The 26613-nt window shown below is 68.0% G+C and carries 21 protein-coding genes; 19 read left to right on the top strand and 2 right to left on the bottom strand.

Going from position 1 to position 26613, the window contains the following annotated elements; genetic code table 11:
- Positions 1–3 precede the first annotated feature (3 nt).
- From A7D27_RS05225 to tagQ, 9 genes are all read left to right on the top strand, one after another.
- Entirely contained in the window at positions 4–1353 is a 1350-nt protein-coding gene (locus A7D27_RS05225) for a DotU family type VI secretion system protein (protein ID WP_069564274.1), read from the top strand.
- Positions 1350–4862: a type VI secretion system membrane subunit TssM gene (gene tssM, locus A7D27_RS05220; RefSeq protein WP_069564273.1), complete on the top strand. Its 3513-nt coding sequence runs from the start codon at positions 1350–1352 to the stop codon at positions 4860–4862. The genes A7D27_RS05225 and tssM overlap by 4 nt, the downstream gene beginning before the upstream one ends.
- Positions 4859–5554, top strand: a complete 696-nt coding sequence (gene tagF / locus A7D27_RS05215; RefSeq protein ID WP_069564272.1) for a type VI secretion system-associated protein TagF — start codon at positions 4859–4861, stop codon at positions 5552–5554. Before tssM ends, tagF begins: the two co-directional genes overlap by 4 nt.
- Positions 5554–6282 (top strand): PP2C family serine/threonine-protein phosphatase, encoded by a 729-nt coding sequence (locus tag A7D27_RS05210; protein WP_069564271.1) that lies wholly within the window; start codon positions 5554–5556, stop codon positions 6280–6282. The genes tagF and A7D27_RS05210 overlap by 1 nt, the downstream gene beginning before the upstream one ends.
- 19 nt (positions 6283–6301) lie before the next feature.
- Positions 6302–9427 carry a serine/threonine-protein kinase gene (locus tag A7D27_RS05205; protein ID WP_069564270.1) on the top strand — a complete coding sequence of 1042 codons (3126 nt, stop codon included), beginning with the start codon at positions 6302–6304 and terminating at the stop codon, positions 9425–9427.
- Complete coding sequence (locus A7D27_RS05200; RefSeq protein ID WP_069564269.1) at positions 9427–10143, top strand: ABC transporter ATP-binding protein; 717 nt, start codon at positions 9427–9429, stop codon at positions 10141–10143. Before A7D27_RS05205 ends, A7D27_RS05200 begins: the two co-directional genes overlap by 1 nt.
- The gene (locus A7D27_RS05195; RefSeq protein WP_069564268.1) at positions 10143–11342 is read left to right on the top strand and encodes an ABC transporter permease; all 1200 of its coding nucleotides are present in this window, start codon (positions 10143–10145) and stop codon (positions 11340–11342) included. The genes A7D27_RS05200 and A7D27_RS05195 overlap by 1 nt, the downstream gene beginning before the upstream one ends.
- Positions 11335–13032 (top strand): SUMF1/EgtB/PvdO family nonheme iron enzyme, encoded by a 1698-nt coding sequence (locus A7D27_RS05190; RefSeq protein WP_069564267.1) that lies wholly within the window; start codon positions 11335–11337, stop codon positions 13030–13032. Before A7D27_RS05195 ends, A7D27_RS05190 begins: the two co-directional genes overlap by 8 nt.
- Positions 13033–13148: 116 nt before the next feature.
- Positions 13149–14141, top strand: coding sequence for a type VI secretion system-associated lipoprotein TagQ (gene tagQ / locus A7D27_RS05185; RefSeq protein ID WP_069564287.1), 993 nt, complete (start codon positions 13149–13151; stop codon positions 14139–14141).
- Between the two features lie 97 nt (positions 14142–14238).
- Here tagQ and A7D27_RS05180 read toward each other — a convergent pair whose 3' ends face one another.
- Positions 14239–14463: a YdcH family protein gene (locus A7D27_RS05180; RefSeq protein WP_069563085.1), complete on the bottom strand. Its 225-nt coding sequence runs from the start codon at positions 14461–14463 to the stop codon at positions 14239–14241.
- Between the two features lie 226 nt (positions 14464–14689).
- Between A7D27_RS05180 and A7D27_RS05175 the strand changes: the two genes are divergently transcribed.
- From A7D27_RS05175 to A7D27_RS05140, 8 genes are all read left to right on the top strand, one after another.
- Positions 14690–15913 (top strand): DUF1444 family protein, encoded by a 1224-nt coding sequence (locus A7D27_RS05175; protein ID WP_069563084.1) that lies wholly within the window; start codon positions 14690–14692, stop codon positions 15911–15913.
- A 97-nt stretch (positions 15914–16010) separates the two neighbouring features.
- Positions 16011–16700: an ABC transporter substrate-binding protein gene (locus tag A7D27_RS05170; RefSeq protein WP_069564266.1), complete on the top strand. Its 690-nt coding sequence runs from the start codon at positions 16011–16013 to the stop codon at positions 16698–16700.
- A 212-nt stretch (positions 16701–16912) separates the two neighbouring features.
- Positions 16913–17614 (top strand): ABC transporter ATP-binding protein, encoded by a 702-nt coding sequence (locus A7D27_RS05165; protein ID WP_069564286.1) that lies wholly within the window; start codon positions 16913–16915, stop codon positions 17612–17614.
- Positions 17611–18822 carry an ABC transporter permease gene (locus tag A7D27_RS05160; RefSeq protein WP_069563082.1) on the top strand — a complete coding sequence of 404 codons (1212 nt, stop codon included), beginning with the start codon at positions 17611–17613 and terminating at the stop codon, positions 18820–18822. Before A7D27_RS05165 ends, A7D27_RS05160 begins: the two co-directional genes overlap by 4 nt.
- The gene (locus tag A7D27_RS05155) at positions 18815–20296 is read left to right on the top strand and encodes a TolC family protein (RefSeq protein WP_069564265.1); all 1482 of its coding nucleotides are present in this window, start codon (positions 18815–18817) and stop codon (positions 20294–20296) included. Before A7D27_RS05160 ends, A7D27_RS05155 begins: the two co-directional genes overlap by 8 nt.
- Complete coding sequence (locus A7D27_RS05150) at positions 20286–21545, top strand: efflux RND transporter periplasmic adaptor subunit (RefSeq protein ID WP_069564264.1); 1260 nt, start codon at positions 20286–20288, stop codon at positions 21543–21545. The genes A7D27_RS05155 and A7D27_RS05150 overlap by 11 nt, the downstream gene beginning before the upstream one ends.
- A 1062-nt stretch (positions 21546–22607) precedes the next feature.
- A complete protein-coding gene (gene praB, locus A7D27_RS05145) occupies positions 22608–23087 on the top strand; it encodes an alkane oxidation protein activator PraB (RefSeq protein ID WP_069564263.1) in 480 nt (159 codons plus the stop codon).
- 189 nt (positions 23088–23276) lie between these two features.
- Entirely contained in the window at positions 23277–24722 is a 1446-nt protein-coding gene (locus A7D27_RS05140) for an outer membrane protein transport protein (protein ID WP_069564262.1), read from the top strand.
- A gap of 185 nt (positions 24723–24907) precedes the next feature.
- Here A7D27_RS05140 and A7D27_RS05135 read toward each other — a convergent pair whose 3' ends face one another.
- On the bottom strand, positions 24908–25210 hold the full coding sequence (locus A7D27_RS05135) for a hypothetical protein (protein ID WP_069564261.1): 303 nt from the start codon (positions 25208–25210) through the stop codon (positions 24908–24910).
- 215 nt (positions 25211–25425) lie between these two features.
- On the opposite strand from A7D27_RS05135, the gene A7D27_RS05130 reads away from it, so the two are divergent.
- Both A7D27_RS05130 and A7D27_RS05125 read left to right on the top strand, forming a co-directional pair.
- Positions 25426–26055 carry an STN domain-containing protein gene (locus tag A7D27_RS05130; RefSeq protein ID WP_069564285.1) on the top strand — a complete coding sequence of 210 codons (630 nt, stop codon included), beginning with the start codon at positions 25426–25428 and terminating at the stop codon, positions 26053–26055.
- Positions 26052–26597: an RNA polymerase sigma factor gene (locus tag A7D27_RS05125; RefSeq protein WP_069560737.1), complete on the top strand. Its 546-nt coding sequence runs from the start codon at positions 26052–26054 to the stop codon at positions 26595–26597. Before A7D27_RS05130 ends, A7D27_RS05125 begins: the two co-directional genes overlap by 4 nt.
- Positions 26598–26613 lie beyond the last annotated feature (16 nt).

Raw genomic sequence — 26613 nt, 5'->3', positions numbered from 1 at the left:
GCGATGCACCCGATCGACGATCCCTTCGGCGGCCCGCCCATCGGTGGCGGCAGTGGCGGCAACAACAACGACCGCACCATGATCATGCCGCGCCCGGGCGGGCGTGGCCCCGAGCCGACCGCGCCGCGCCATGACGCACCGCCGCCCGGCCCGGCCCCGGCCAGCGGGCCGATGCTCACCGCGCGCGGCCTGGGCCTGAACCCCCTGGAGAACGCCGCCGGCCCGATGCTGGCGTTGCTCACCCGGCTGCGCAACACCATCGCCCACCCCATGCCCGCCAGCCTGCGTGCGCAACTGCTGGGCTACCTGCGCCAGTTCGAAGAGAAGGCCCGCGCCGCCGGCGTCCCCCAGGACGAGGTGATGCTCAGCCGCTACGTGCTCTGCACTGCCCTCGACGAGGCGGTCATGAGCACCCCCTGGGGCAGTGCCAGCGAGTGGGGCAAGCAGAGCCTGCTGATCACCCTGCACAACGAGGCCTGGGGTGGCGAGAAGGTGTTCCAGTTGCTCGACCACTGCCTGCAGAACCCGCGCCAGCGCCTGCACATCCTCGAACTGCTGTACCTGTGCATCAGCCTGGGTTTCGAAGGCCGCTACCGGGTCATGAACGACGGCCGCAGCCAATTGGACGCGCTGCGCGAGCGGGTGGCCGCCACCATCCGCGCCACCCATGGCGAGATCGAGCGCGAGCTGTCGCCGCACTGGCGCGGCCTGGTGGTCGCCCGCGACCGCCTGCGCCAGTTCCTGCCGCCCTGGGTGGTGATCGCCATCGGTGCGGCGCTGCTGCTGGCCCTGCTGTTCGGCATGCGCCTGAAGCTGGCCGCTGAGGCCGAGCCGGTGTTCAAGAACCTGCATGCCCTGGGCGATATCCCGGTGCAGACCATCGACCGCCCGCCGCAGAAGCCGAAGATCGTCGAACGCCCGCGTCTGGCCGGCTTCCTCGCCGACGAGATCCGCGCCCAGAAGGTGGCCGTGGAAGACGCCGTGGACCGCTCCGTGGTGACCATCCGTGGCGACCAGTTGTTCGCCTCCGGCAGCGCCAGCATCGACGACGACTTCCAGCCGCTGCTGCTGCGCATCGCCGAGGCCGTGCGCAAGGTCAAGGGCCAGGTGCTGGTCACCGGCCACAGCGACAACCGGCCCATCGCCACGCTGCGCTACCCATCCAACTGGAAGCTGTCCCAGGACCGTGCCCAGCAGGTCATGGACGTGCTCGCCGCCAAGACCGGCCAGCCCGAGCGCTTCCGCGCCGAAGGCCGCAGCGACACCGAGCCGGTCGCATCCAACGACACCGCCGACGGCCGTTCGCGCAACCGCCGGGTGGAGATCACTGTTTTCGCGGAGGGCGTCGAGTGAAGGCGTTTTTCAGTTTCCTGGCCCGCTGGGTCATCCCGGTGCTGGGCCTGATCGCCCTCAGCCTGGTGATCTGGTTCGTCGGCCCGCTCATCGCCATCGGCGGTTTCGAGCCCCTGGCTTCGGCCACCGTGCGCTGGGTGATCATCATCCTGCTGTTCGCCGTGTGGATCGGCTGGCGCGTGCTGCGCCTGATCCAGGCCCGGCGCAACGCGGCCAAGGTCATGCAGGGCCTGGTGGCCGTCGCCCCCGATGCCGCCACCGTGGCCACCAGCGAAGAGCTGGCCACCCTCAAGCAGCGCATGGACGAGGCCCTGGCCCTGCTCAAGCGCGCCAAGCTCGGTGGCCATGAGCGGCGCAACCTCTATGAGCTGCCCTGGTACGTGATCATCGGCCCGCCGGGTTCGGGCAAGACCACTGCACTGGTCAACTCCGGCCTCAACTTCCCCCTCGCCGAGCACATGGGCTCGGGTGCCATCCGTGGCGTCGGCGGCACCCGCAACTGCGACTGGTGGTTCACCGACGAGGCCGTGCTGCTGGATACCGCCGGCCGCTACACCACCCAGGACAGCCACGCCGAAGTGGACAAGGCCGCCTGGCTGGGCTTCCTCGACCTGCTCAAGACCCAGCGCAAGCGCCGCCCCATCGACGGTGCCTTCGTCGCCATCAGCCTGTCCGACCTGCTGCTGGGCAGCGAGACCGAGCGTGCCGCCCACGCCCGAGCCATCCGCGCCCGGGTGCAGGAGCTGTACACCCAGCTCGGCGTGCGCTTCCCCATCTACGTGATGCTCACCAAGCTCGACCTGGTGCCGGGCTTCATGGAGTTCTTCGACGCCCTGAGCAAGGAAGAGCGCGCCCAGGTCTGGGGCATGACCTTCGCCCTGGACGACGGCAAGAGCGCCGAGGGCCCGCTGGCGGTGTTCGGCAGCGAGTTCGCCCTGCTCGAACAGCGCCTCAACGAGCGCCTGGTGGAACGCCTGCAGCAGGAGCGTGACCCCGCCCGTCGCGACCTGATCTACGGCTTCCCGCAGCAGTTCGCGGCCCTGCGCGATGCGCTGTCGGGCTTCCTCGACGGCGTCTTCAAGCCCAACCCCTATGAAGAGCGCCCGCTGTTGCGCGGCGTGTACTTCACCAGCGGCACCCAGGAAGGCAGCCCCATCGACCGCCTGATCGGTGCCATGGCCCAGAGCATGAACCTGGACCGCCAGCACCTGGCGCGCCAGACCGGCACCGGGCGCAGCTATTTCATCGAGCGGCTGTTCCGCGAGGTGGCCTTCGGCGAGCGCGGCCTGGTGGGGGCCAACCCGAAGGTGGAGCGCCAGCGCACCTGGATCGCCCGGGGTGTGCTCGCCGCCACCGTGGTGCTGGTGCTGGCGGTATTGGGTGTGTGGATCGCCAGCTTCCGCGCCAACCAGGCCTACATCGCCGAAGTGGATGCGCGGGTGAAGCCGCTGCACGGCCAGTTGCAGGCCCTCAGCCCGGCCCAGCGCGAGGTGCTGGCGGTGCTGCCGCTGCTCAATGCCATCCGCAATGCGCCGGGAGACGCACCCTCCTGGGCCGAAGGCTTCGGCCTCTACCAGGGCGACATGCTCGGTGCCGAGGGCGCCAGCGTGTACCGCAAGCTGCTGATCGCGGTCATGGCCCCCCGGGTCATGGCGCGCATCGAGGAGCAACTGCGCAGCGGCGGCAGCTCCGACTTCCTCTACGAGGGCCTCAAGGCCTACCTGATGCTGGCCGACCCGGAGCACTACGACGGTGACTTCATCAAGGCCTGGATCGCCCTGGACTGGGACCGCAGCCTGCCCCGCGACCTGGCGCCGGAACAGCGCCAGGCCCTCAACGACCACCTGGCCGCGCTGTACGACCGTGCACCGCCGACGGTACGCCTGGACGACGACCTGGTGCAGGACACCCGCCGCCAGTTGCAGCAGCTCTCCGTCGCCCAGCGCGTGTACGACCGCGTCAAGCGCCAGAAGCTGCCGCAGAACGTGCCGGACTTCCGCCTCAGCGAAGCCGCCGGCCGCGACGCCGCGCTGGTCTTCGCGCGCAAGAGCGGCAAGCCGCTGAACGACCCGCTGTCCGGCTTCTTCACCCAGCGCGGCTACCGTGAGGTGTTCATGGTCTCCAGCCTGAGCCAGGCCGGGACCCTGGCCGAGGAGCAGTGGGTGCTCGGGCGCACCGTGGAAGATGCCCAGGACGCCGCCAGCCTGGCCCTGGAAGTGCGCCAGTTGTACTTCCAGGACTACCTGCGGCAGTGGGATGCGCTGCTGGCCGACATCGACTTCGTGCCCATCACCAGCACCGGCCAGGCCGCCGATGTGCTGCGGGTGCTGTCCGGCCCGCAGTCGCCGCTGAAGAAGCTGCTGGAAGCCGTGGCCCGCGAGACCGACCTGCAGAAGGAAGAGCGCCTGGCCGCCGCCAAGCTGGCGAAGGAAGGCAACGGCGCCGTCGACAAGCTCAAGGCCCTGGTGGGGCAGGGCGGTGACGACACCCAGCAACCGGCCCAGCCGGGTGCGGACGACCCCATCAGCCGCCACTTTGCCGAGCTGAACAGCCTGGTGGACAAGGGCGAGGGTGACACCGCCGCGCCCATCGAGGCCCTGCTGGCCGACCTCAACGCCCTCTACGTGCAGCTCAGTGCCATGAGCGGCGCCAGCGGCGACCAGTTGCTTGGCGAGGCGAAGAACCAGGCCCAGGCCGCCGCCCAGCGCGTCAGCCTCGGCGCCGAGCGCCAGCCGCCGCTGGTGCAGGGGCTGGTCAAGTCGGTGGTCAACGCCTCCACCAACACCATGATGGGCGGCATCCGCAACCAGCTGAACGCCGCCTGGACGGCCGAGGTGGTCAACGTCTACCGCCAGTCCCTGGCCGGTCGCTACCCGCTGGACCGCAACAGCACCCGCGACGCCACCCTGGACGACTTCGGCGCCTTCTTCGGCGTCGGCGGGGTGATGGACAGCTACTTCCGCAAGTACCTGCAGCCCTACGTCGACACCTCCGCCACCACCTGGCGCTGGCAGCCGGGCGCAGCGGAAAAGCTGGGCATCAGCGCCGGCGTGCTGGGCACCTTCCAGCGTGCGGCACAGATCCGTGATGCCTTCTTCCGCTCCGGCAACACCACGCCGATGGTGCGTTTCGAGCTGAAGGCGGTGGCCATGGACGCTGCCATCGACCAGTTCCTGCTGGACCTGGACGGCCAGCAGTTCACCTACGACCACGGCCCGAGCCGCCCGGTGGCCATGCAGTGGCCGAGCCCCAACAGCCTGGGCGTGGTGCGCCTGAGCGTGACCCCGCCCACCAGCGCCGGCCGCTCCGGCCTGACCCTGGAAGGCCCCTGGGCCTGGTTCCGCCTGCTCGACCAGTCCGACCTGACCCAAGGCAACGCACCGGACCGCTTCACCCTGCGCATGCGCGTGGACAACCTGAGCATCTCCAGCGAGCTGCGTGCCAGCAGCGCCTTCAACCCGTTCCGCAGCCGCGTGGTGAGCGGTTTCGGCCTGCCGGAGCGGCTATGAGCACAGCGGGTTTCTACGGCAAGCTCGCCGGTCGCGGCGACTTCATCCATCGCGGTCTGACCCCGGCCTTCATCGAAGCCTGGGACCGCTGGCTGGCCGCCGGCATGGCGCAAAGCCAGGCCGAGCTGGGCGGCGCCTGGCTCGACGCCTACCTGATCAGCCCGCTGTGGCGCTTCAGCATCGCCCCGGGCCTGCTGGTGCCCGAGGCGGTGGCCGGCGTGATGATGCCCAGCATCGACCGCGTGGGCCGTTACTTCCCCCTCACCATCGCCGTGGCGCTGGAGCCGTCGTGCAACAGCGGCGTGCTGGTGGGGGGCGCCGACGCCTGGTTCGAACAGGCCGAGGCCCTGCTGCTGTCGACCCTGGAGCCGGAGGCGGACATCGAAGCCTTCGAGCGCGGGGTCCAGGCCCTGGGGGCGCCGGACATGGGCCCACGGGTGACACCCCGGGTCAGCGACCTGGGCGCACTGGCCTACCCGGTGGAGGGCGAGGCGGCGCGGCGCGCGGTGCTCGGCCAACTGGCGGGCGAGGGCTGCAGCTTCTTCTGGGGGCGGGGATCACAACGGGTGGAGGCGCAACTGGTGAGGTTCCAGGGGTTGCCGCCGACCCGCTACTTCAGTCGCTTCCTGGTGGGCGAGGGCGCCGTCGGCCAGCTCCCGGCCATCGGGCAGATCGATTTCGGGAGCCTGTGATGCCGCTGCCTCCTGTCACGCAGTACCAGTCGGCCAGCCACAGCCATGTGGGCATGGTCCGCCAGGTCAACGAAGACGCCTGCCTGGACGCCTGCGAACGCGGGCTCTGGGTGGTGGCCGATGGCATGGGCGGACACGCCGCCGGTGACTACGTCAGCAACCTGATCGTCGATACGCTCCGCGGCGTGCCCTGCACCGATGCCCTGGACCTCTACGTGGAGGCCCTGCGCGCGGCGCTGGTACACGTCAATGCCCTGGTGCGGGCCGAGGCGGCCCAGCGCGGGGTGAACATGATGGGCAGCACCGTGGTGGTGCTGGCCGCACGCGGGAGCGAAGGCACCTGCCTGTGGGCCGGCGACAGTCGTCTGTACCGCTTGCGGGAAGGGCGCCTGGAAGGCATCAGCCGCGACCACAGCTACGTCCAGGACCTGGTGGACAGCCACCTGCTCAACGAAACGGAGGCCAGGGCGCACCCCATGGCCAATATCGTGACCCGGGCCATCGGCGTGCAGGATGACCTGGAGCTGGAAGAGTCGCGGTTCGTCGTGCTGCCGGGAGACAGTTTCCTGCTCTGCAGCGACGGTCTGAACAAGACCGCCGACGACCACGAACTGTGCGAAGTGCTGGGCCACGAGGACCCCTACCAGGTGGTCCGCAGCCTGGTGCATCTGGGCTTGACCCGGGGCGCGCCGGACAACATCACGGCGGTAGTCGTCAAAGCATCCTGAGACAGAAAAAAAGACCAGCATGGACATTCAGATTCCGGGGTACGAGATCGAGCGCGAACTGGGCGATGGCGCGATGGCCGTCGTCTACCTGGCGACCCAGCGCTCGCTGGAACGCAAGGTGGCGCTGAAGGTGATGGCCGCTGCGCTGGCCAACGACGCCAGCTTCTGCGAGCGCTTCCTGCGCGAGGGCAAGACCCTGGCGCGGCTGTCGCACCCGCACACCGTGACCATCTACGACATCGGCAATGTCGGCAGCCTGTACTACATGGCCATGGAGTACCTGCCCAACGGCACCCTGAAGGAGCGTATCGCCGCCGGCCTGAGCCCCGAGCAGGGCCTGGTGTGGCTGCGCCAGATCGCCTCGGCACTGGGCTACGCCCATGCCCAGGGCCTGGTGCACCGTGACGTCAAGCCGGCCAACATCCTGTTCCGCGCCGACGGCGGCGCGGTGCTCTCCGACTTCGGCATCGCCAAGGCGCTGGACGACCGCACCCAGTTCACCCAGGCCGGCTTCGCCGTCGGCACCCCCAGCTACATGAGTCCCGAGCAGGCCCGTGGTCAGGAGATCGACGGCCGCGCCGACCTCTACGCCCTGGGCGTGGTGCTCTACGAGATCCTCACCGGGCAACTGCCCTACGTGGGCACCGATTCGCTGTCCACCGCCCTGGCGCACATCACCCAGCCGCTGCCGGAACTGCCCATCGCCCAGGGCCGCTACCAGGAGATCCTCACCCGACTGCTGGCCAAGGACCCGAACGACCGCTATCCCGACGCCGCCGCGCTGATCGCCGCCCTCGACCGCCTGCCGGCTGGGCCCGTGGCGCCGCTGGCCGACGACAACGAGGCGACCCAGTTCCGCCCGCTGGACCTGCCCGGCACTTCCGCCAGCGCGGTGACCCCGCCGGCTGCCAGCGGCATGACCGGGCTGACCCCGGTCAGCGTCTCCATTCCCGACGCCGCCACCCAGGTGCCGCCTGCAGCACCGGTGGCGGACAGCGGCGCCGGCCGCAAGCGCGAGTCGGTGCTGGACACCGAGATGGTCGCCACGCAGAAGCCCGAAGGGCAGAGCCGCGCGCCGCTGATCGTCGCCGCGTCCCTGGCCGCCCTCGGCGTTGCCGCCCTGGGGGGCGGTGGCTACTGGTTGCTCAACCGCGGTGGTGAGAGTGCGCCGCCGGTGGTGCAGGTGCGGGATGACAGCAACACGGCGCCGACCACCGACACCCCGTCCACGCCCGGCACCAGCGCGGCCACGGTAGCCACCCAGGCCACCCCGGCGACCGATGTGCAGGGCGGTGATCGCCCGTTGCTGATGGCCGGCAAGAAGACCCTTTTCGAGCGCGTGCTGAGCAAGCCCGGCGCGCGCTTCGCCAGCCAGGCCGGTGGCCAGGGCGACGGCGAGGCGGTGCCGGCTTTCTCGGTGTTCTACGTGTATGCCCGCCAGGTGGTGAACGGCACCCCCTGGGTGGAAGTGGGGGCCTCCAGCGATGGCCACCGCGACGGCTGGCTGCCGCTGGACAAGGTCAGCGACTGGAAGCAGAGCCTGGTGCTGAAATTCACCGAGCGTTCGGGCCGTTCGCCGGTGATGTTCCTGCGTGATGCCAACCAGGTGGAGCAGTTCCTCATGGACTCGGCCAAGGCCCGCAACGCGGTGCACCAGGCCCAGTTCGGCGATGCCACCGACCCCGAGCTGGTGGCCATCGAGCCGCCGGCCAGCGCTGTGCCCCAGGACCAGTTCTACCTGCTGCCGATCTTCGACGCGCGGGAGAGCTTCGACAGCAACGGCCAGCCGGTGCAGGTGCTCAACGTCGCCTCCATCGACCCGGGCGACACCCCGCGCAAGCAGGGGGACGGCAAGCCCGCTGCCGCGGCTTCGTCGGACGCCTTCCGCACCGGCATCGTGCTGGTGGTGGACACCTCCGTGTCCATGCAGCCCTACATCGACCGCGTGCGCGACGTGGTCCACCAGCTCCACGGCGAGATCGCCGCCCGCGGCGAGCTGGACAGCGTCAGCTTCGGCATGGTCGGGTTCCGCAGCAACACCGACAAGACGCCGGGCCTGCAGTACACCGCCAAGACCCTGGTCAGCCTGGAGGAGGGCCGCGACCCGGCGCGCTTCCTGGAGCTGGCTCAGCAGGTCAAGGCCACCAGCGTCTCCAGCCACGACTACAACGAGGACGCCTTCGCCGGCGTGATGCAGGCCGTCGACGGCATGGACTGGAGCGGCTACGGCGGCCGCCTGATCCTGCTGGTCAGCGATGCCGGCGCGCTGCGCAAGAGCGACCCGCTGGGGCAGACCCGCATGAACGAGGCCGAAGTGCGCCAGGCGGCGCTGCGCAAGCAGATCAAGATCTACGCGCTGCACCTGAAGACCGACACCGGCAAGAAGAACCACAGCTTCGCCGAGCAGCAGTACCGCGTGCTCACTGCCGACGCCAACCCGCAGATCGGCGATCTGTACATCCCTGTGGGCGGTGGCGACGTGAAGACGTTCGGCGAGAGCGTCAACGAGATCGCCAGCACCTTCGCCGACCTGGTGCACAAGGTGCGCAGCAATGCCGAACTGAAGGCGCCCACCGGCGGCGCCAGCATTGCTGCCAAGACCGAAGCCATCGGCTACGCCATGCACATGGACTTCCTCGGCCACCGCAACCAGGCCCGCGCCCCGCAACTGGTCACCGCCTGGACCTCGGACCGCGACCTGACCAACCCGCAGCTGCCGGCCTTCCAGGTCTGTGCGCTGCTCACCAAGCTGCAGCTCAACGACCTGCAGCAGGCGCTCAAGGTGATCGTCGACGCCGCGCGCCGCACCCAGAGTTCGCCCAAGGATTTCTTCCAGGAAATCGCCAGCGCCAGCGCCTACATGAGCCGCGACCCGGCCAGGCTGACCCAGGGCGGCAACCTGGCCGAGAGCGGCCTGCTGGGCGAGTACCTGGACGGCCTGCCGTACCGCAGCAAGGCGCTGAACATGAGCCAGGATTTGTGGCTGTCGCTGTCGGTGGCCGAGCAGGAAGACTTCATCGACGAGCTGGAATCGAAGATCCGTCTCTACGAGACCTTCCACAACGACACCGCCAACTGGGTGCGCTTCGGCGACGCCGCCCCCGGTGACGCCCTCTACCGCGTGCCGCTGTCGACGCTGCCCTGATGCTGCGCATCCGCGACCTGCGCAAGACGCGCGGGCAGGGCAGCCAGCGCTACAGCCTGGAGATCCCCCGGCTGGATCTGCGCGGCGGCCAGCGCCTGGCCCTGGTCGGCCCCAGTGGCAGCGGCAAGAGCACCGTGCTCGACCTGCTGGCCCTGGTGCTGTCGCCGGACCCGGGTGCGCTGATGGAGTTCGACGACGCCGACACCCAGCACGACCTCGCCGCGCTCTGGCGTGACGGCCGGCAGGATGCCCTGGCGGCCTTGCGCGGCCGCGCCATCGGCTACGTGCTGCAGACCGGCGGGCTGCTCGGTTACCTCGACGTGGCCGGCAACATCGGCCTGCCCCGGCGTCTGCTGGGCCTGCCGGAGAACGGCAGCGTCGAGCGCCTGGCCAAGCAACTGGAGATCGCCGAGCAATTGCACAAGCGCCCGGCGGCACTCTCCGTCGGCCAGCGCCAGCGGGTCGGTATCGCCCGTGCCCTGGCGCACCAGCCGCGCCTGCTGCTGGCCGACGAACCCACCGCCTCGCTGGACCCGCTCAACGCCGAGCGGGTCATGCACCTGTTGGTGGAGCAGGCCGAGTACCGCGAGCTGTGCCTGGTGGTGGCGACACACGACCACGCCCTGGCCGAACGCGCCGGGCTGGTGCCGCTGCCCATCGGCCTGCAGCGCGGCGCCGATGGCGGCGTCACCGCGACCCTGGCGGAGGCCCGCTGATGCGCGGCACGCTGCTGGCCGGCCTGGCCTGGGACGACTACCGCGACGAGGCACGCCTGTCGCTGTGCGCGGTGCTGGCGCTGGTGGCCGTGGTGGCGCCCTTGCTGGTGCTGTTCGGCCTCAAGCATGGCCTGGTCAGCACCCTCACCGAGCGCCTGGAGCGTGATCCGGCCGTGCGCGAGGTGATCCCCCTTGGCGGTGCACGGTTCAGCCTGGCGGGCATCGCCGAGCTGGCGGCCCGGCCCGACGTGGCCTTCGTGGTGCCCCGCACCCGGCAGATCGCCGCCACCGCCGACCTCTACGCCGACGACAGCGCGCAACCGCTCACCGTGGAGATGGTCCCCAGTGCCGCAGGCGACCCGCTGGTGAATGCGGCGCAATTGCCCGGCGCCGACGAGGTGGTGCTCAGCCAGCGCGCAGCCGAGCGCCTCGGGGTGCAGGCCGGTGCGCTGCTCACCGCCGCCTTCGGCCGCGCCAGCAACGGCCAGCCGGAGTTCCAGCGCACGCGCCTGCGGGTCAAGGCGGTGCTGCCCCTGGAGGCCTACCCGCGCCCGGCACTGTTCGCCCGGCTCGACCTGCTGGAAGCAGTGGAGGACTACCGCGACGGCCTGGCCGTGCCGCGCTTCGGCTGGCCGGGTGCCGAGGCCGGCGCCACGCGGGCGCGGGTCTACCCCGGCTTCCGCCTCTACGCCCGCGACCTGGATGCGGTGGAGCCGCTGCGGCTGTACTTCGCCGAGCGCGGCCTGGAAGTCGCCACCCAGGCCCAGGCCATCGCCCAGGTGCGCGCCCTGAGCCGCAACCTGACCCTGGTGTTCTGGGTCATCGCCGCGCTCGCCCTGGCCGGCGCCTTCGCCGCCATGGCGGCGAGTACCCTGGCGGCGGTGGAGCGCAAGCGCCGCGACCTCTCGGTGCTGCGCCTGCTGGGCTTCCCGACCGTCGGCCTGGTGCTGTTCGTGGTGCTCCAGGCGCTCTACACGGGGCTGATCGCCCTGGTGCTCGCCGGGCTGTTGTACCTGGTGGCCGAGAGTGGCTTGAACCAGTTGTTCCAGTCGGCCGAGGGCGAACAGGCCTGCCGTCTGGACTTCGCCCATTACCTGCTGGCGCTGCTGGCGACCCTCGGCTGCAGCGCCCTGGCCGCTGCCACCGGTGGGTGGCGCGCGGCCCGCATCGAAGCCTCGGAAGGACTACGTGATGTCTAAGCTGCTGACAGTCGCATTTTCACTGTCCCTGGTCGCCGCCGTGGCCCAGGCCGACCCGGACCCGCTCTACAACCCCAAGCCGATGGATGACGACGTGCTGCTGCCGTTGCCCTGCGAGGGGCAGATGGCCTTCCGCTACGTCTACGTGCTGGCCAAGGGGGCGCTGGACGACCGCGAGGTGAGCCTCGGCTACCCCTTCAGCGAAGGCGAGACGGGCTACCAGCAGTCGTTCATCTCCGGCTACCGGCGCGACTACATCAACGGCCAGTTCACCCTCAACGACTTGCCCAAGCCCTGGCAGGCGAAGGTCGGCCCCGGCCTGCCCAAGCCGGAGAAGGGCACGCTGCTCAAGCCCATGCTGTATTTCGTCGGCAAGTACGAGGTGACCCAGCGCCAGTACGATCTGGTGATGGCCCAGGCACCGTCCCTGGCCGGCCAGGGCGAGCCGCCGGCGTGCGAACCGGCCCAGCCGGGCATGGCGGCGCGGTTGCCGAAGGTGAGCCTGTCGCACTTCGACGCCGAGCGCTTCGCCGCCGTCTACAGCGCCTGGCTGCTGAAGAACCACCGCGACCTGCTGCCGGTCAGCGGCCGGGGTACCAAGGCGGAGGAGGGCGGCGTCGCCTTCGTGCGCCTGCCCACCGAGGTGGAATGGGAATACGCCGCCCGTGGCGCCCATGCCGTCAGCCGTCAGGAGCTGGAGGCCCGGCTGTTCCCGCGCAAGCAGGAGGGTGCCGAGGGTGACGGCCCGCTGGCCGACTGGGCGGTGTTCAACCAGGTGGCCGGCGGCACCGGCCAGGCGGCGCGGCTGCTGCCGGTGGGCCTGAAGAAGCCCAACCCGATCGGCCTGTTCGACGTGATCGGCAACGCTGCGGAGATGGTCCAGGAATCCTTCCAACTGGTTCACGCGGGGCGTCGCCAAGGCACCTACGGCGGCTTCGTGGTCAAAGGCGGCAACTACCTGGAAGGTGAAATGACGCTGTTCACCGGCATGCGCCGCGAGTACCCGCTGTTCGCCGCCGACGGCACCGAGCAGCGCAACGAGACCACCGGCTTTCGCGTGGCCATCGGCGCACTCTCGGCCCCGCGCTCGCGCTACAAGGAACTGTTCGAGCAATGGAAGGCCGAAGGCCGTTCCTCGTCCCTCACCGACGAGATCAGCGAAGACCAGGACCCCACCCGACTGCTCGACAGCGTGATCGCCAGCAGCACCGACCCGGAGCTGCAGGGGCGCCTGGCACTGGTCAACGAGGAACTCAAGCGCAACATCTCGCTGATCGCGAAACAGCGTGAGGAGGCCGCGGGCAACCTGATACAGTCCGCCGCCCTGGTGGCCGAGACCATCAACAACTACAACATCCGCCTGACCAACCTGAAGAAGAGCCGCGACCAGGCCCAGGCGGCCAAGGACGAGAACGCCGCCAAGCTCTACGAGAGCGCGATGACCAACGGCCGCACGGCGCTCGACGGCGCCCTGGCGATCTATATTGACAACCTGGCCACCGGCACCCGCTATACCGACGCGGTGATCCAGGCGCAGTTCCAGCGAACCAGGGAGGAACTCAACCGAAACCCGGTATTGGGCAAGAGCCTCGTGAACCGGGCCACGCTTTTCGTCAAGCATGTCGGCCAATATCGGCAACAGCGCAAGGCGGACAAGGATGTGATTCTGAAGGAACTGCTCGGCCCCTGAGCGGCGGTCGGCAACGATCCGGTACCCAGGCAGGGCACAGGGATGAAGATCAGGCGGGCGACCGTGCGTCCGCATGAACCAGGACAACTCATAGAACGAGAGCAATGACCATGGCTATGGCTACTCCACGCAACATTCCGGCTTTCTCTTCGGTGCGCACTGCGCTGATCACCGCCGTCACCTGCACCAGCGTCCTGCTCACCGGCTGCGCCGGCATGGGCTCGCCCAGCTCCAAGGTGGCCGCCACCACCAAGGCGGAGTACTACCCGCAGTGCTACCAGCCGGTGAGCCAGTTGCGCGCCTCCGACCAGGCGGTGACCCAGTCCATGGCCACCGGCGCCATTGCCGGCGGTGTGCTTGGCGCCCTGGCCGGCGGCCTGTCCAGTGATGAGCACGCCGGTCGCAATGCCCTGATCGGTGCCGCCGGTGGCGCCCTGGTGGGCGGTGCAGCCGGTTACTACACCGCGCGCCAGCAGCAGATCGCCGACGACAACGCGCGCATCGCTTCCTACGCCACCGACATCGACAGCAGCAGTGGCGAACTGGACCGCAGCATCCGCTACGCCAGCGCCGCCCAGAGCTGCTACCAGCGCGAGTTCAACAACCTGATGAACGCGCGCAAGTCGAAGAGCATCAGCGACAGCGAAGGTCGCCTGCGCATGGCCGAGATCGTCGCCGGCCTGCAGGAAACCAACGCCCTGATGGCTGCCGTGGATGGCCGTGCCGGCGAGAACATCAACACCTACACCCAGGCCTACGAGCGTGACCTGCAGACCGTGGGCGTCGAGCGCCAGACCGTGACCCAGGTGGTCGCCGCCGAGAACCCGGTCAGCATCGCCAGCCAGGGCGGCAAGGCCACCGGCACCAAGGCGTCCGGCAGCAAGGCCTCCACCAAGGCGTCCACCACCAAGGCCAGCACCAAGGCGACCACCGCTGCCGCGAAGAAGGTGCCGAAGGAAGCCGTGGCCACCGAGCGCACCCTGCAGAAGGCCGAAGCCAAGCGTGCCGAAAGCCAGAAGGTCGCCAGCCAGGGCGCAACCATGGTCAGCGACGTGTGCAACAGCCCCGACATGGGTGACTGGGCACCGGCCAGTTGCTCCAAGGTGTGAGTTTGTACGGCGGGCCTCTGGTGGCCCGCCCTTTGGCTACTGCCTGTGTGCAGCAGGTTTGCACACAGGCAGTGGGGCAGGCAGTTGGGGGTGATTGTCAGGGTGTTTGTTGCGAGTGCTGTTTGAGGATCTCGTACAGCTCTTCTTTCAATTTGAGTTTCTGTTTTTTCAGGTCTCTTACTTCGTTGCTGTAGTCACTGGCGTGGTGTTTTTCCAGGTTTTTTATCTCCTCATCCAACGCATTGTGCTGGTCGAACTTCTTCTGGAAGTGAGCATCGTTGTGTTTGAGTTTCGTGATCAGCGTTCTGTATTCGGGAAACATGGACGGCGAATCTCCTGGGGTTGTTCGAGGACACCTGTTACCACGCTATGCCTTCGTCACCGGGGATTTGCTGACCCTTGTCAACATGCCTATGTGCAATGAGGCTGTATCCGTCACTCTTTTACAGGTTTCTGGTCAGGGGCGGCTGTGCAGGCCCTGTGGGGTTGCGCACAGGGAACAGATCCTCCTGAATTCATCGCCTGATTGATTCTGTTTTGGTAAAGCCATGGCATTTCTCGACTTCCTCTTCAACCGCAAGCCCTCGCCGGATGCCTTCGCCGCGCTGTTCGAATCCGCTGCCCGCAAGGCCGGCTTCAAGGGCGAGTTGCACTACAACCCCCGCGACTTCCGCCTCAACTATGGCGAGAGCGCCTTCTTCAACCTGCACAACGCTTACCGCGAGTACTGCAACGCGCGTGGGCCGGGCCGGCGCAAGGCGCTACAGGGCTACATCGCGGCCTTGTGCGACAACCAGCGCGCCCAGGCCATGCCGCTGGACGACGCCCGCCCGCTGCTGCTGCCGGTGGTGCGCAGTCTCGGCACCCTGGAAGATGTGCGCCTGCACCATCTGCGCACCGACGGTCACGACAATGACTTCCACCCGGCCTACCTGCCCCTGGGCCTGGACGCCGCCGTGCTGCTGGCCATCGACCACCCCGAGTCCACCGCGACTCTGGTGGAGGGACCGGACCGCAGTTGGGACATCCGCCTGGAGGAGGGCATCGCCATCGCTCTCACCAACCTGCGCGACAGCACCGCTGACCGCTTCATCCAGCCCGCGCCGGGGGTCTTCCAGGGCGCCTGGGGCGACGGCTACGACACCAGCCGCATCCTCCTGCCCGATGTGCTCGAACGGCTGCCGCTCAAGGGCCGCCCGGTGTTCATGATCCCCACCCGTGATGTGCTGCTGGTCGCCGGCGACCGTGACGGGCACGGCCTCGCCAGCATGGTGGAGCTGAGCCTGGAGGCGATGGAGAAGGGCCGCATCCTCTCGGCGGGCCTGTACTGCTACGAAAACGCCAAGGTGGTGCCCTACAGCGTGCACAACCCAGTGCTCCAGGCGCGCCTGGAGCGGTTGCGCAAGCTCTACACCAAGAGCGAGTACGACACCCACAAGCAGGCGCTGGACCTGATCAACGAAGACAACGCTGTGGACATCTTCGTCGCCAACTACCTGCTGTTCGCCAGCCAGCAGGACCCGGAGCAACTGTTCTCCCTCAGCACCTGGACCCGTGGCGTTGACACGCTGCTCCCGGTCACCGAGCGCCTGATGCTGGTCCGCCCGGAAGGTGACACCGGCAACGCCCAGACTCGCATGGTCGCCTGGGACCAGGCCCTGGAGCTGCTGGGCGAGTACCTGGAGCCTGCACCCGGCCACTACCCTCCGCGTTACCGCACCCTGGGTTTCCCCGAACCGAGCCGCGCCGAGCTGCTCGATGAGCTCGGCTGAGAGGCCGTTTCTGAGAAGCAGGTAGGCCACTCTGCATCGCCGGGCGTTGAGTCATGCGTGAACTACGCTCACAAAAACAACTCGTGAGGGGCTTGTCATGCGTATTTTTCTGCTTTGCGTCCTACTCTTTGCCACCCAGCTTTCTGCAGAACCTTTGCGCCTGATGACCCATGATCTGCCGCCCTACAGCTTCGTGAATGAACAGGGGAATGCAGATGGTCTGGCTGTTCGTCCGGTGCAGTGTGCCCTGGAGAAAATAGGCGTTGATTTCAGCATCCAGTTCGTTCCCTGGAAGCGTGCGCAGAGCATGGTGAAGGACGGTCTCGCCGATGGGTTTTTCGGTGCGTCGCGCTCGGCCGAGCGTGATGCCTATGCCACGCTCAGCGCGACCATTGCGCCCCAGGAGTGGCGTTGGTTCCTGCTCGCTGATAACGCTTCCGATCCTCGCAGTGAGGCGTTTCGGGCGCACAGCAAGGTTTCAAGCTTCATCGGCGCCAATATGCAGAAGTGGCTTCAGCAACATGGCTACGACGCCGAGGTCGTCCCGGCAACGAACCAGCAGTTGCTGCAGATGCTGCTTGCCAAGCGGCTTGACGCGATTCTTGCGAATCACCTCGTGATGACCGAACTGCTTCGTGAAAACAATGCAGAGGCTGACGTTCGCTCGGTTCTGCAGCTCGACAAACCCTTGGGCGTTTATTTTTCACACCGTGGGCTCAAGGCGCTTCCTGGTGATTTCATCGAACACTTCAACAGGGCTGTTGAGGCGTGCCAGCTCGAAACTTGAATGGCTGAGCATTTCGCTGGTATCTGACTGGTTCATCCACTCCGTCGAACCAAGGGGGCCAAACTAAAGATTGGCTTTACCTGAGAGGGATTTTTGCCCTTACTGAGCGCTGCGCCGAGCCCTGCCTGGGGCGGCGCAGATGCCGGTTGTAGAGCGGTTTCGCCCACGTTCTGCGGGCGTGGCGCACAGTACGGAACGGCGGAAACATGGACATGTTGCACAACAATAACGAGCGGCTTATCCGCCTGCGGGACATCGACAAGCGTTACCACCACGCCGGCCAGGAGCTGAGCATCCTGCGCGGTGTTTGCCTTGAGGTGGCGCGCGGTGAGAGCTGCGCCATCCTCGGCAGCTCAGGGTCGGGCAAGAGCACCCTGCTCAACGTCCTCGGCCTGCTCGACCGGCCCAGCGCCGGCGACTACCACCTGGCCGGGCAGGACGTGCTGCGGGCCACGCCGGATCAACTGGCGGCCCTGCGCAATCGCCTGATCGGCTTTGTCTTCCAGAGTTTCAACCTGCTGCCGCGCCTGAGCGCGCTGGACAACGTGGCGCTACCCCTGAGCTACCGTGGCGTGCCCTTGGGCGAGTCCCGCGAGCGTGCGCGGGCGGTGCTGGAGCAGGTCGGCCTGGCCCAGCGTGCGGCCCATCGCCCGGCCGATCTGTCCGGCGGTCAGCGGCAGCGGGTGGCCATCGCCCGGGCACTGGTGGGCGAGCCCTCGCTGATTCTGGCCGACGAACCCACCGGCAACCTGGATACGGCCACCGCCGAGGACATCATGGCCCTGCTGCTCGCGCTCAACCGCGACCAGGGCGTGACCCTGGTGATCGTCACCCACGACCCCGGCATCGCCGAACGCCTGGGCCGGCAGGTGCGGGTGGTGCAGGGTCGTGTCAGCGAGGCGTTGCCGGCATGAGCGCCCGCGCCGGGTTCGCCTCGCCCTCCCTGGGCCAGTTGCTGCACGAGGCCATCGGCAGCCTGCGCAACCTGGGGCGGCGTTCGCTGCTGGCGCTGCTGGGCATCGTCATGGGCAGTTGCTCGGTGATTGCGCTGCTCAATATCGGCAGCAACGCGGCGGACCAGGCCATGAGCGTGTTCAAGGAGATGGGTACCGAGACGGTGGTGGTGCAGTTGCCCTCTGGCGCCCGCGGCCAGGATGGGCTGCCGCTGCGCCTGGATGTGGATGCCCTGCGCGAAGCCGTGCCCGAGGTTGCCACGGCCAGCCCGGTGGTGCTCTACAGCGCGCCGGTGGTATTCCACGGGCGCAGCGCCAACCTGGCGTTGGTGGGGGCCGGTGATGCGCTGGCGGATACCGCCGGGCTGCGCCTGGCGGAAGGGCGCTACCTGTCCGCCTTCGACCGGCGTGAGGCCTTCGTGGTGGTTGGCAGCCGAGCGGCCCAGGTGCTGGGCGAACCGGCCGATCCGCTGCGAGTGGGCGACTGGCTGCGTATCGGCCACTACCAGTTCCAGGTGATCGGCCGGCTGCGGGCCCAGGGGGAGGGCGGGATCATCCCCTTCACCAGCAACGACTCGCTGTTCCTCACCGAAAGCGGGATGGCCCGGGTGAATACCGACCCGCGCCTCGGCGCGCTGCTGGCCCGGGTCGCGCCCGACCAGGCGGTGGCGCCAGTGGGCGAGCGGGTGGCGGCCTGGGTCAACGACCGCATCGCCGGGGAGGAGAAAGGCTCCCTGCAGGTGGCCGAGCAGATGATCGAGGCCATGCAGCAGCAGACCCGCACCTTCACCTACCTGCTGGGCGGGCTGGGGGCGATCTCCCTGGCCGGCGGCGGGGTGGGGGTGATGAACGTGATGCTGATGAACGTCAGCGAGCGCCGCCGGGAGATCGGCGTGCGCATGGCCCTGGGGGCGCGGCAGCGGGACATCCGCAACCTGTTCCTGCTGGAAGCGGTGACGCTGACCGCTGCTGGTGCGCTGTCCGGCGCGCTGCTGGGCATCGCCGCCGCCTGGGGTTACGCCTGGCTATCCGGCTGGACCTTCAGCCTGGCGGCCTCGGCGCTGCCGCTGGGGATGGGCAGCACGCTGCTGGTGGGGCTGTTCTTCGGCCTCTACCCGGCGGTCTCCGCCTCGCGCTTGCAGCCGGTCGAGGCTCTGCGCGATGCGTAAGGCGATGCTGGCGTCGCTCCTGGCCGTTGCGCTGCCCGCCCTGGGTGCGCCGTGGAGCGAGCGGCTCGCACCCTCGGCACCGAGCATGGCGGGGGAGAGTCGCAGCGTATTGCTCAGCGAGCAGGAGGCCGACCTCAGCCTGCTGGATGCCGTGGCCCTGGGCCTGCGCAACAACCGCAGCATCCAGAGCAGCTACCTGCGGCGCATTGCGCAGAAGTTCGACCTGCGGGTGGCGGAGGACGCCTTCACGCCCAAGCTCTACATCAACGGCACCTACCGGGCCAACCGCAACCACCAGGACCGCTACCGCGATGGGCGCATCGGTCCCACTGCCACCTTGCTTGGTGAGTTCGGCACCCAGGTCGCCCTGAGCTGGAGCCATGGCTACAACGAGGCCGACGTGGCCGGGCGACGGCGCAACGACGGCGTCGACCTGACGCTCATCCAGCCGCTGCTGCGCAATGCTGGGCGCGAGGTGAACCGGGCACCGGTGCGCATCGCCCAACTCGCCGAACAGGCCAATCGACTGGCGTTGAAGTCCAGCGTCTCGCAGACCATCACCGCCATCATCAGCGCTTACCGCAACCTGCTGCGGGCTCAGGAGCAACTGCGCATCGCCCATGCTGCGCTGGAGCGCACCCGCGAGCTGGTCAAGGTCAACCGCTCGATGATCGAAGCGGGGCGCATGGCCGAATTCGAAATCGTGCAGACCGAAGCCGACCTGGCGACCCAGGAACTGGGTGTGGAGGAGGCCGCGAACCAGGTGGATACCTCGCGCCTGGAGCTGTTGCGCCTGTTGGCCCTGGACCTGTCTTCGCGCATCCGTGCCAGCGACGAACTGGGAGCTGAGTCCATGGAGGTGAACCGCGAGCAGGCACTGCGCCTGGCCGAGCAGCAGCAGCCGGACTACCTGCGCCAACTGATCGCCCGTGAGCAGGCCGACCTCAACCTGGTGATCGCCGAGAACCAACGCTTGTGGGACGTGTCCCTGGAAGTAGGAGGCAGCCAGCGCCAGGATCGCTACAGCTACCCCACCGCCAGCGGCTCGGACCGCACCTGGGACAGCTACGCCGGTATCCGCGTGGACATCCCCATCGGCGACCTGTCGCGGCGCCAGGCGGAGGTGCAGGCGCGGGTCAACGTGGAGGACCAGGCCCTGCAGGTGGCCGATGCGCGACAACTGCTGGAGCGCAACGTCACCGACGTGGTGCGCGACGTAGGCACCCGCTGGCGTCAACTGGAAATCGCCAACCGCGCCCTGGCCCTGTCCCAGCGCAAGCTTGCGATCGAGCGGGAGAAGCTCGCGGCCGGGCGATCCAGCAACTTCCAGGTACTCAGTTTCGAGAGCGACCTGCGCAACGCGGAAAACGCCCGCCTCAACGCGATGCTGGCCTACCTGGAGGCGCAGACGCGGCTGGACCTGACCCTGGGCCTCACACTCGACCGATGGGACATTTCGCTCAATGACTACTGACCGTCGCGCCTTCATCCGCCGTGGGCTGTTCCTGACCCTGCCGTTGCTGCTGGTGGCCGGCCTGGCCTGGGGCCTGCGTGAAGCCCCGGCGCGGGAGCCGGCGGGGCGCCAATGGGTGACGGTACAGCCCGAGCCGCTTGAGCAGAGCGTGGGCCTGGTGGGGCGCATCGAGGCCGAGCGCACCCTGGTGCTGACGGCACCCTTCGCCGGGCGGGTGGCCGAGCTGCCCGTGGCGCTCGGACAGCGGGTGAAGAGCGGCCAGTTGCTGCTGCGCATGGACACCGGCGAGACCGAAGTGCAGCAGCGCGAGGCCCTGGCCAGCCTGCTGCGCGCCCGACGCACTCTGCAGGAGCTGGAGGATTGGGACAGCGGCGAGGAAATGACCCGTGCCCGGCGCACCCTGCGCAGTGCCGAACTGGCCCTGGCCAGCAGCGAGAAGAAGCTGGCCCAGACCCGCGCCTTGTACGAGCGCGGCATCATTCCGCGCAACGAACTGGAGGACCTGGAGCAGCAGGCTCGCCTCCAGCGCCTCGACCGCGAGGCCGCCGAGCGCGACCTGGCCCGCTCGCGCAGCCGGGGCAGTGGTGAGTACCTGCAGATCGCCCGGATGGAGCTGGCCAACGCTGAAGCGCGCCACGGGGCCCTGCAGGCCTTGCTGGAAGCCCGGGAAGTGCGTGCGCCCTTCGCCGGCATCCTGGTCGCGCCGCCGGGCAGCGGTACGCCGGAGGATGCGACGCGGGGCCCGGTCCAGGCCGGTGCCACGGTGACCCAGGGGGCGCCCTTGTTCGGTGTGGCCGGTATCGAGCGGCTGCGCATCGTCGCGCGGGTCTCGGAGCTGGACGTGAACCAGTTGCGGGAAGGTATGCCAGTGCGGGTCGAGGGCGACGGCTTCGAGGGTGAGGCGCTTCAGGGCACGGTCAACGTGGTCGGTGGGCAGGCCCTGGCCGGGAACGGGCAGGGCGGGGCTCAGTTCGAAGTGGTGGTGGCCGTCGCCGATCTCGACGAGGGCCAACTGGCCCGCGTGCGCCTGGGCATGAGCGCGCGCTTGTCGATCCAGGTCTACCGCAACCCCTCGGCCCTGGTGCTGCCGCCCCGTGCCCTGCACAGCGAAGGCGGGCGTTGGTGGGTGGATTACCGCGCCACCCCCGAGGCTGCCGTCCAGCGCCTGCCGGTGCGACCCGGACGGGCCGCCAGCGGCGGCATCGAGGTCTTCGACCTGCAACCCGGCCAGGTGGCACTGGACGGCTGAGCCAAAGCTGTCCGTAGCTGCCCGTAGCCCGGGCTTCAGCCCGGGACATAGCGCCGTGCTTCCAATGTTCGGTTCAAACCGCTGCCTGTATCGCACCCCCTGCAGCTCAGCAGACAAGAAAGATCGCCCAATAAAGGTGGCATAAGCCCACTTTTACCTTCCTGTTCCCGCCCGTCTCGCTGCCAGCCTTCTCTCGACGCACTGCAGGTCCACCGTCAGAGCCCATCCTCCAAGCACCCGCTCGTGCGCCATTCTGGTGCGGTGTCCCCAATGGAAACACGCCCCTAGCCCAGTCCTGACGGGGCAGTCAGCTTGAACTCGGGAGAAAGTGTGTAGGAAGTTCCCGTTCGCACCGCTTCGCTGGGGCGCTCTAGGCCGAGGGGGACCCATCTTTTGCTAGGTATGAATCGCAGTTCACCAACCTAATCTCAGTTCCGGCGCAACGACCTGGCAAAACCCCACACGAGGTGGGGTGTAACGCCTACGGAAAGACGCCAACAGCAACGAACCCTGGCGAATCGGTAACCACGGTCGCTACGCATTGGAACGCAGCAGGGAGGTGGCAACGGATGCTCCACGTCTTCGCCCACTTGGGCCACGCACCTATCACCTGCCGGGAATCTGCCGCCCGGCTCTTTCGCGATGAAGCCCGGACAACTGCCGGCGTCGTCGTGCTCGCACCGCCTGCGAGGCGGTATCGGCAGCACCCTGTCTTGGGCCTTGGAGCCCGGTTCAACCGACAGCAGTGAACGATGGGCCGCCCGACTCCGGGCGGCACGGTCAGCGCCTCGCCGGGGCGTGTGAAGGACGACAAGCGCAGCCAGGGATCGCTGCATTCTCGAGAGCCGACCTTCGCATTCACCGACGGGCCTGTGGAGCCTGGAGCGGGCAGTGTGCCGCCGAGATGGACCCGAATACCCAGCCAGCCGCTGCGGGTCGATCACGGAAGGGTTCGCACCAGGTTTGAAAAGCGGTCATGGGATCAACAGGAAGGTCTGAGTGGTTCATTCCCAGGTGACCAAAACAACCATGCTTTGCTTATCAACCAAGGAACGAAAAACAATGAAAATGTCCAAAATCTCCGTTGCTACCGCTGCCCTGGCCCTTTGCATGGGCGCTTCCTCTGCCATGGCGGTGACCATCACCCCGACCAACACGAAGTTCTCCGCCAAGGGCATTTCGGTGGTCAAGCCCGGCTTTCTGCCGGCAGTGACCTGCAACGTGGAATTCATCGGCACCACCAACAACAACAACACTGCCACCATCACCGCGGTGAACATTACCGGCGGTGGCTCCTGTGCCCTGGCCGGCACCTCCGGGCTGCCCTGGACCCTGACCGCCACCAGCACCACCACCGGCACCGTCAGTGGCGTCAAGTTCACCGTGGCTGGGATCAACTGCAGCTCTGCGCCGGTGACCGTGAACGGTGCCTGGAGCAACTCCGCCAACACCCTGACCCTGACCCCGAACCAGCCGGTCGGCAGCTGCACCATCCAGAGCCTGTCGGTGAGCCCGAACCCGGCCTTCACCGTTCTGCCCTGATGGCACCGGCCCTTCCCCCTGTGGGAAGGGCCGTCTCCAGCGATCCCACCCCATAACAATTGCGCGTACCCCGTACGCCCCGAGGCGATGCCCGAACGAACGCCGGCCGGTGAGCGGTTGTACGTCGAATGACTCGGAAGTCCGCCATCGGATGCACCAGCGCACAACAATAAGAACCCAGGAGTTGTCATGAAGCCGTATGTCCCGTCATCCCAACGTAACGCCCCCGTCCTGCGCCGCTCGCTGCTCAGCCTGGCGGTGGTCGGTGCCCTGCTCGGCGTCCAGCAGGCCGAGGCTGGTGCCTTCGCTGTGCCCACCTACGGCACCCCCGGTTGGGGCCGTGCCTTTGCCGGTGGCTCCCTGTGGCACAACGACCCCTCTGCTGCTTTCAATAACCCCGCAGCCATGGCCTTCATCGAACGCCCGGTGGGGCAGGTGTCGGCGATCTATGCCGATATCGACCTGAAGTTCAAAGGAGAGGCCTATGACTACATGGGCAATCCTCGCAATGAGATGGTGGACGCGAACACAGGGGAATTGAGGCAACTGGGCGATGGGGGTAACGGCGGATTCAGCAAGTGGCTGCCGACCCAGTTCCTGGTCATTCCCCTGGGCGACCGCTTTGCATTCGGCCTGTCGCAGGTGGCCCCGATGGGGATGCGCAGCACCTGGGACAACAACTTCAAGGGCAAGGATTTCGCCCTGGACACCAAGATCGAGACAGCGGCCTTGGCCGGCTCCTTGTCCTTCAAGATCGATGATCAGTGGGCGGTTGGTGGCGGCGTGGTCATCCAGCGTACCCAGGGTTTCGTCAGCCAGAACGTGGACTTCCTGGCTGCCGGGGGGGCAGGCGGGTTCCTGCCCGGCTCTCCAGCCGGCATCACGCGCGCCAAAATGCGCGTCAAGGTGGACAACGTGTCACCTGGCTGGTTCGCCAGTGTGGCCTGGAAGCCAACAGCGCGGGACACGCTCGGCCTGGCTTACCACGCCAAGATCAAGAACGAGCTGGACGGTGACTACAACTTCCACTTCGGTGACGCCGACAATTGGTTCCTGACGTCTGAGGCACTCATCAATGCCGGGATTCCAGCCATGGCTTTCCCTGGTCTTGACCTGAAGGCCGAAGGCGCCAAAGCCGAGTCCCGCATGGACATCCCGGCCATGGCGGTCCTCGACTGGGTCCATGACTTCAATGACAGCTTCAGCCTGGGTGCCAGCGTCACCTGGACCCAGTGGTCGTCCTTCGAGTCCCTCAAGCTCAAGTCCCACGGCAACCTGATCGTCGACATTCCCTACAACTACAAGGACACCTGGATGTACTCGCTGGGCGGTGACTACCGCTTCAACGACCAGTTGACCCTGCGGGCGGGCGTGGCGCTGGACCAGACGCCGACCCGCAACTCCACCCGCGATGCGCGCATCCCGGATGGTGACCGGACCTTCGTGTCCCTCGGTGGCAGCTACCGCTTCGGCTTCGACCCGAACCTCAGCGTGGACATGGCGTACTCCCGCCAGTTCGTCGACGAGGGCCGCCTGCGCACCGTCAACCAGCCGCGCCTTGGTGGCGGCAGTATCGACGGCAAGGTCGACGCCAAGGGCCAGGTCTTCAGCGTTTCGGCCACCTACCTGTTCTAAGTCGCGGTCCCCCCGCGTCATACCCCTCACGGCCCGGTTCCCGGGGCATCGGGCCGATCCGGAACAGTAAGTGGACGTTTGGGCAGGCCGATCACCCGTGTCCTCACCACGGGTGGGCCTGCCATTTTTTACGTTCCGGGCTTCCCGTGCTGCAGCCGAAACCCGGCGGGGACGGACCCTCGCCTTCAGGGACGCTGCGGGTGCACCGACTGGCCGAACTGATTGCCCATGCGCACCGATGTCGCCGCTGGTATGGCCAGGCCCATCTGGCCGGGCGCGCTGCGCTCCAGGGGTGAGCGCTGCATCGCGGCATTGCGCCGGGCGGCCTCTTCGCCTTCGGGGTTGGCCAGCCTTTCGGTCAGGCATTCGTAGGACAGCGCCTTGTAGCCGTTGACTTCCACGTCCACGCAGCCGCCGTTGCGTGGGGCGTCCTCGGCCAGTGCCGGGGCGGCGACCAGCAGGGCCAGGGTGCAGAACAGGGTACGCATGTGAACCTCCGGAAAAGGGGCATGCCAGCGACTCTACGCAAATCCTCGGGCCGCGCCAGCGATGGTTTTCTTGCAGACCCGATCACACAAATGACATGAACGCTCGTCAGCATGGACAGCCAATCGGGACGACAGTGCCCGGACGTTCAGTGCGGGTCGTTCACCCTATGTCTAACCGGGTCATGGCCGGGGTTTGCCTGCTGGTGACGTGCTGGATGCTGTTGGTCAGCACCTGGTGCCGGGCCGAGGCGCCGGAGCGCCAGGTGGACTTCGACATCCCAGCCCAGCCGTTGGCTGCGGCGCTGGATCGCTACGGCACCGCCACCGGCCTGGCCGTGCTGGTGGACCGCGAGCTGACACGGGGGCGCCGCTCGGCACCGCTGAGGGGGCGTCATGGCCTTCGCCAGGGACTGGAGCGGCTGCTGGCAGGTACCGGGCTGATGGCACTGCACGTCGGGAGCGACGGCTTCACCCTGGCGCCGGCCCGCCTGGCGTCGACGACTGCGTCACGCACGGCCCAGGCCCCGCGCGGCGTGGGCAGCTTCGCCCGGGTGCTGCAGACGGCCCTTGGCCGGGCACTGTGTGCCGAGCCGTTGACCCGGCCCGGCGGCTACCGCGCCGCGCTGCAACTGTGGATCGGCCGGGGAGGGCGGGTCGAGCACAGCCGCCTGCTGGCCAGTACCGGTGACCTGATGCGTGATGCGGCGCTGGTGGAACGCCTGTGGGACATGAGGACAGACAGGGCGCCGCCTTCGTCGCTGCCGCAGCCGATCACGGTGCTGGTGGTGCCGGAGTCGGCCGCCGGCATGGAGTGCGAGACGTGGATGAACGCGGCGGGAACATGAATGACAAGGCCCCCGGCCGGCTGCTGCGGGTCTTCCTGGCCTCGTACGAGCAGTTCCGGGTGCGCCTGCGTCGCCGCCTGGGGTCCGACGACCTGGCTGGCGACGTGCTCCACGAAACCTACCTGCGGGTCGGGCGCATGGATGAGCCCGAGGACCTGCAGCGCCCCGACGCCTACCTCTACCGCATGGCGCTCAACGTGGCTGCCGACCGCCGTGCCCAGGATGCACGGCTACTGACCGGTGCCGAGGTGCAGGCGCTGCTGGAAAGCGTCGAAGAGCCCCGCGACCCGGCGGTGATCGTCGGCGGCCAGGTGGAAGTCCTCGCCCTGGTCGAGGCGCTGGCCGAGCTCAGCCCGCGCCGTCGGCAGATTCTGGTGGCCTCGCGGATGGAGGAGGTCCCGCACCAGGAACTGGCGCGGCGCTTCAACATCTCCACCCGCACGGTGGAGAAGGAACTCAAGGCTGCCCTGGGTCATTGCGCCGGTCGGCTGGAAAGAAAAGTGGTACAGCGGTTCGGTCCCGGTGCCGGAAAACAGTCCTAGGAACAGGCACGCGCCG

The sequence above is a fragment of the Pseudomonas sp. 1D4 genome (assembly GCF_001728925.1).
Classification (GTDB): domain Bacteria; phylum Pseudomonadota; class Gammaproteobacteria; order Pseudomonadales; family Pseudomonadaceae; genus Metapseudomonas; species Metapseudomonas otitidis.
The sequence above is the reverse complement of the archived record's forward strand: the minus strand, read 5'-3'. Positions and strand labels throughout refer to the sequence as shown.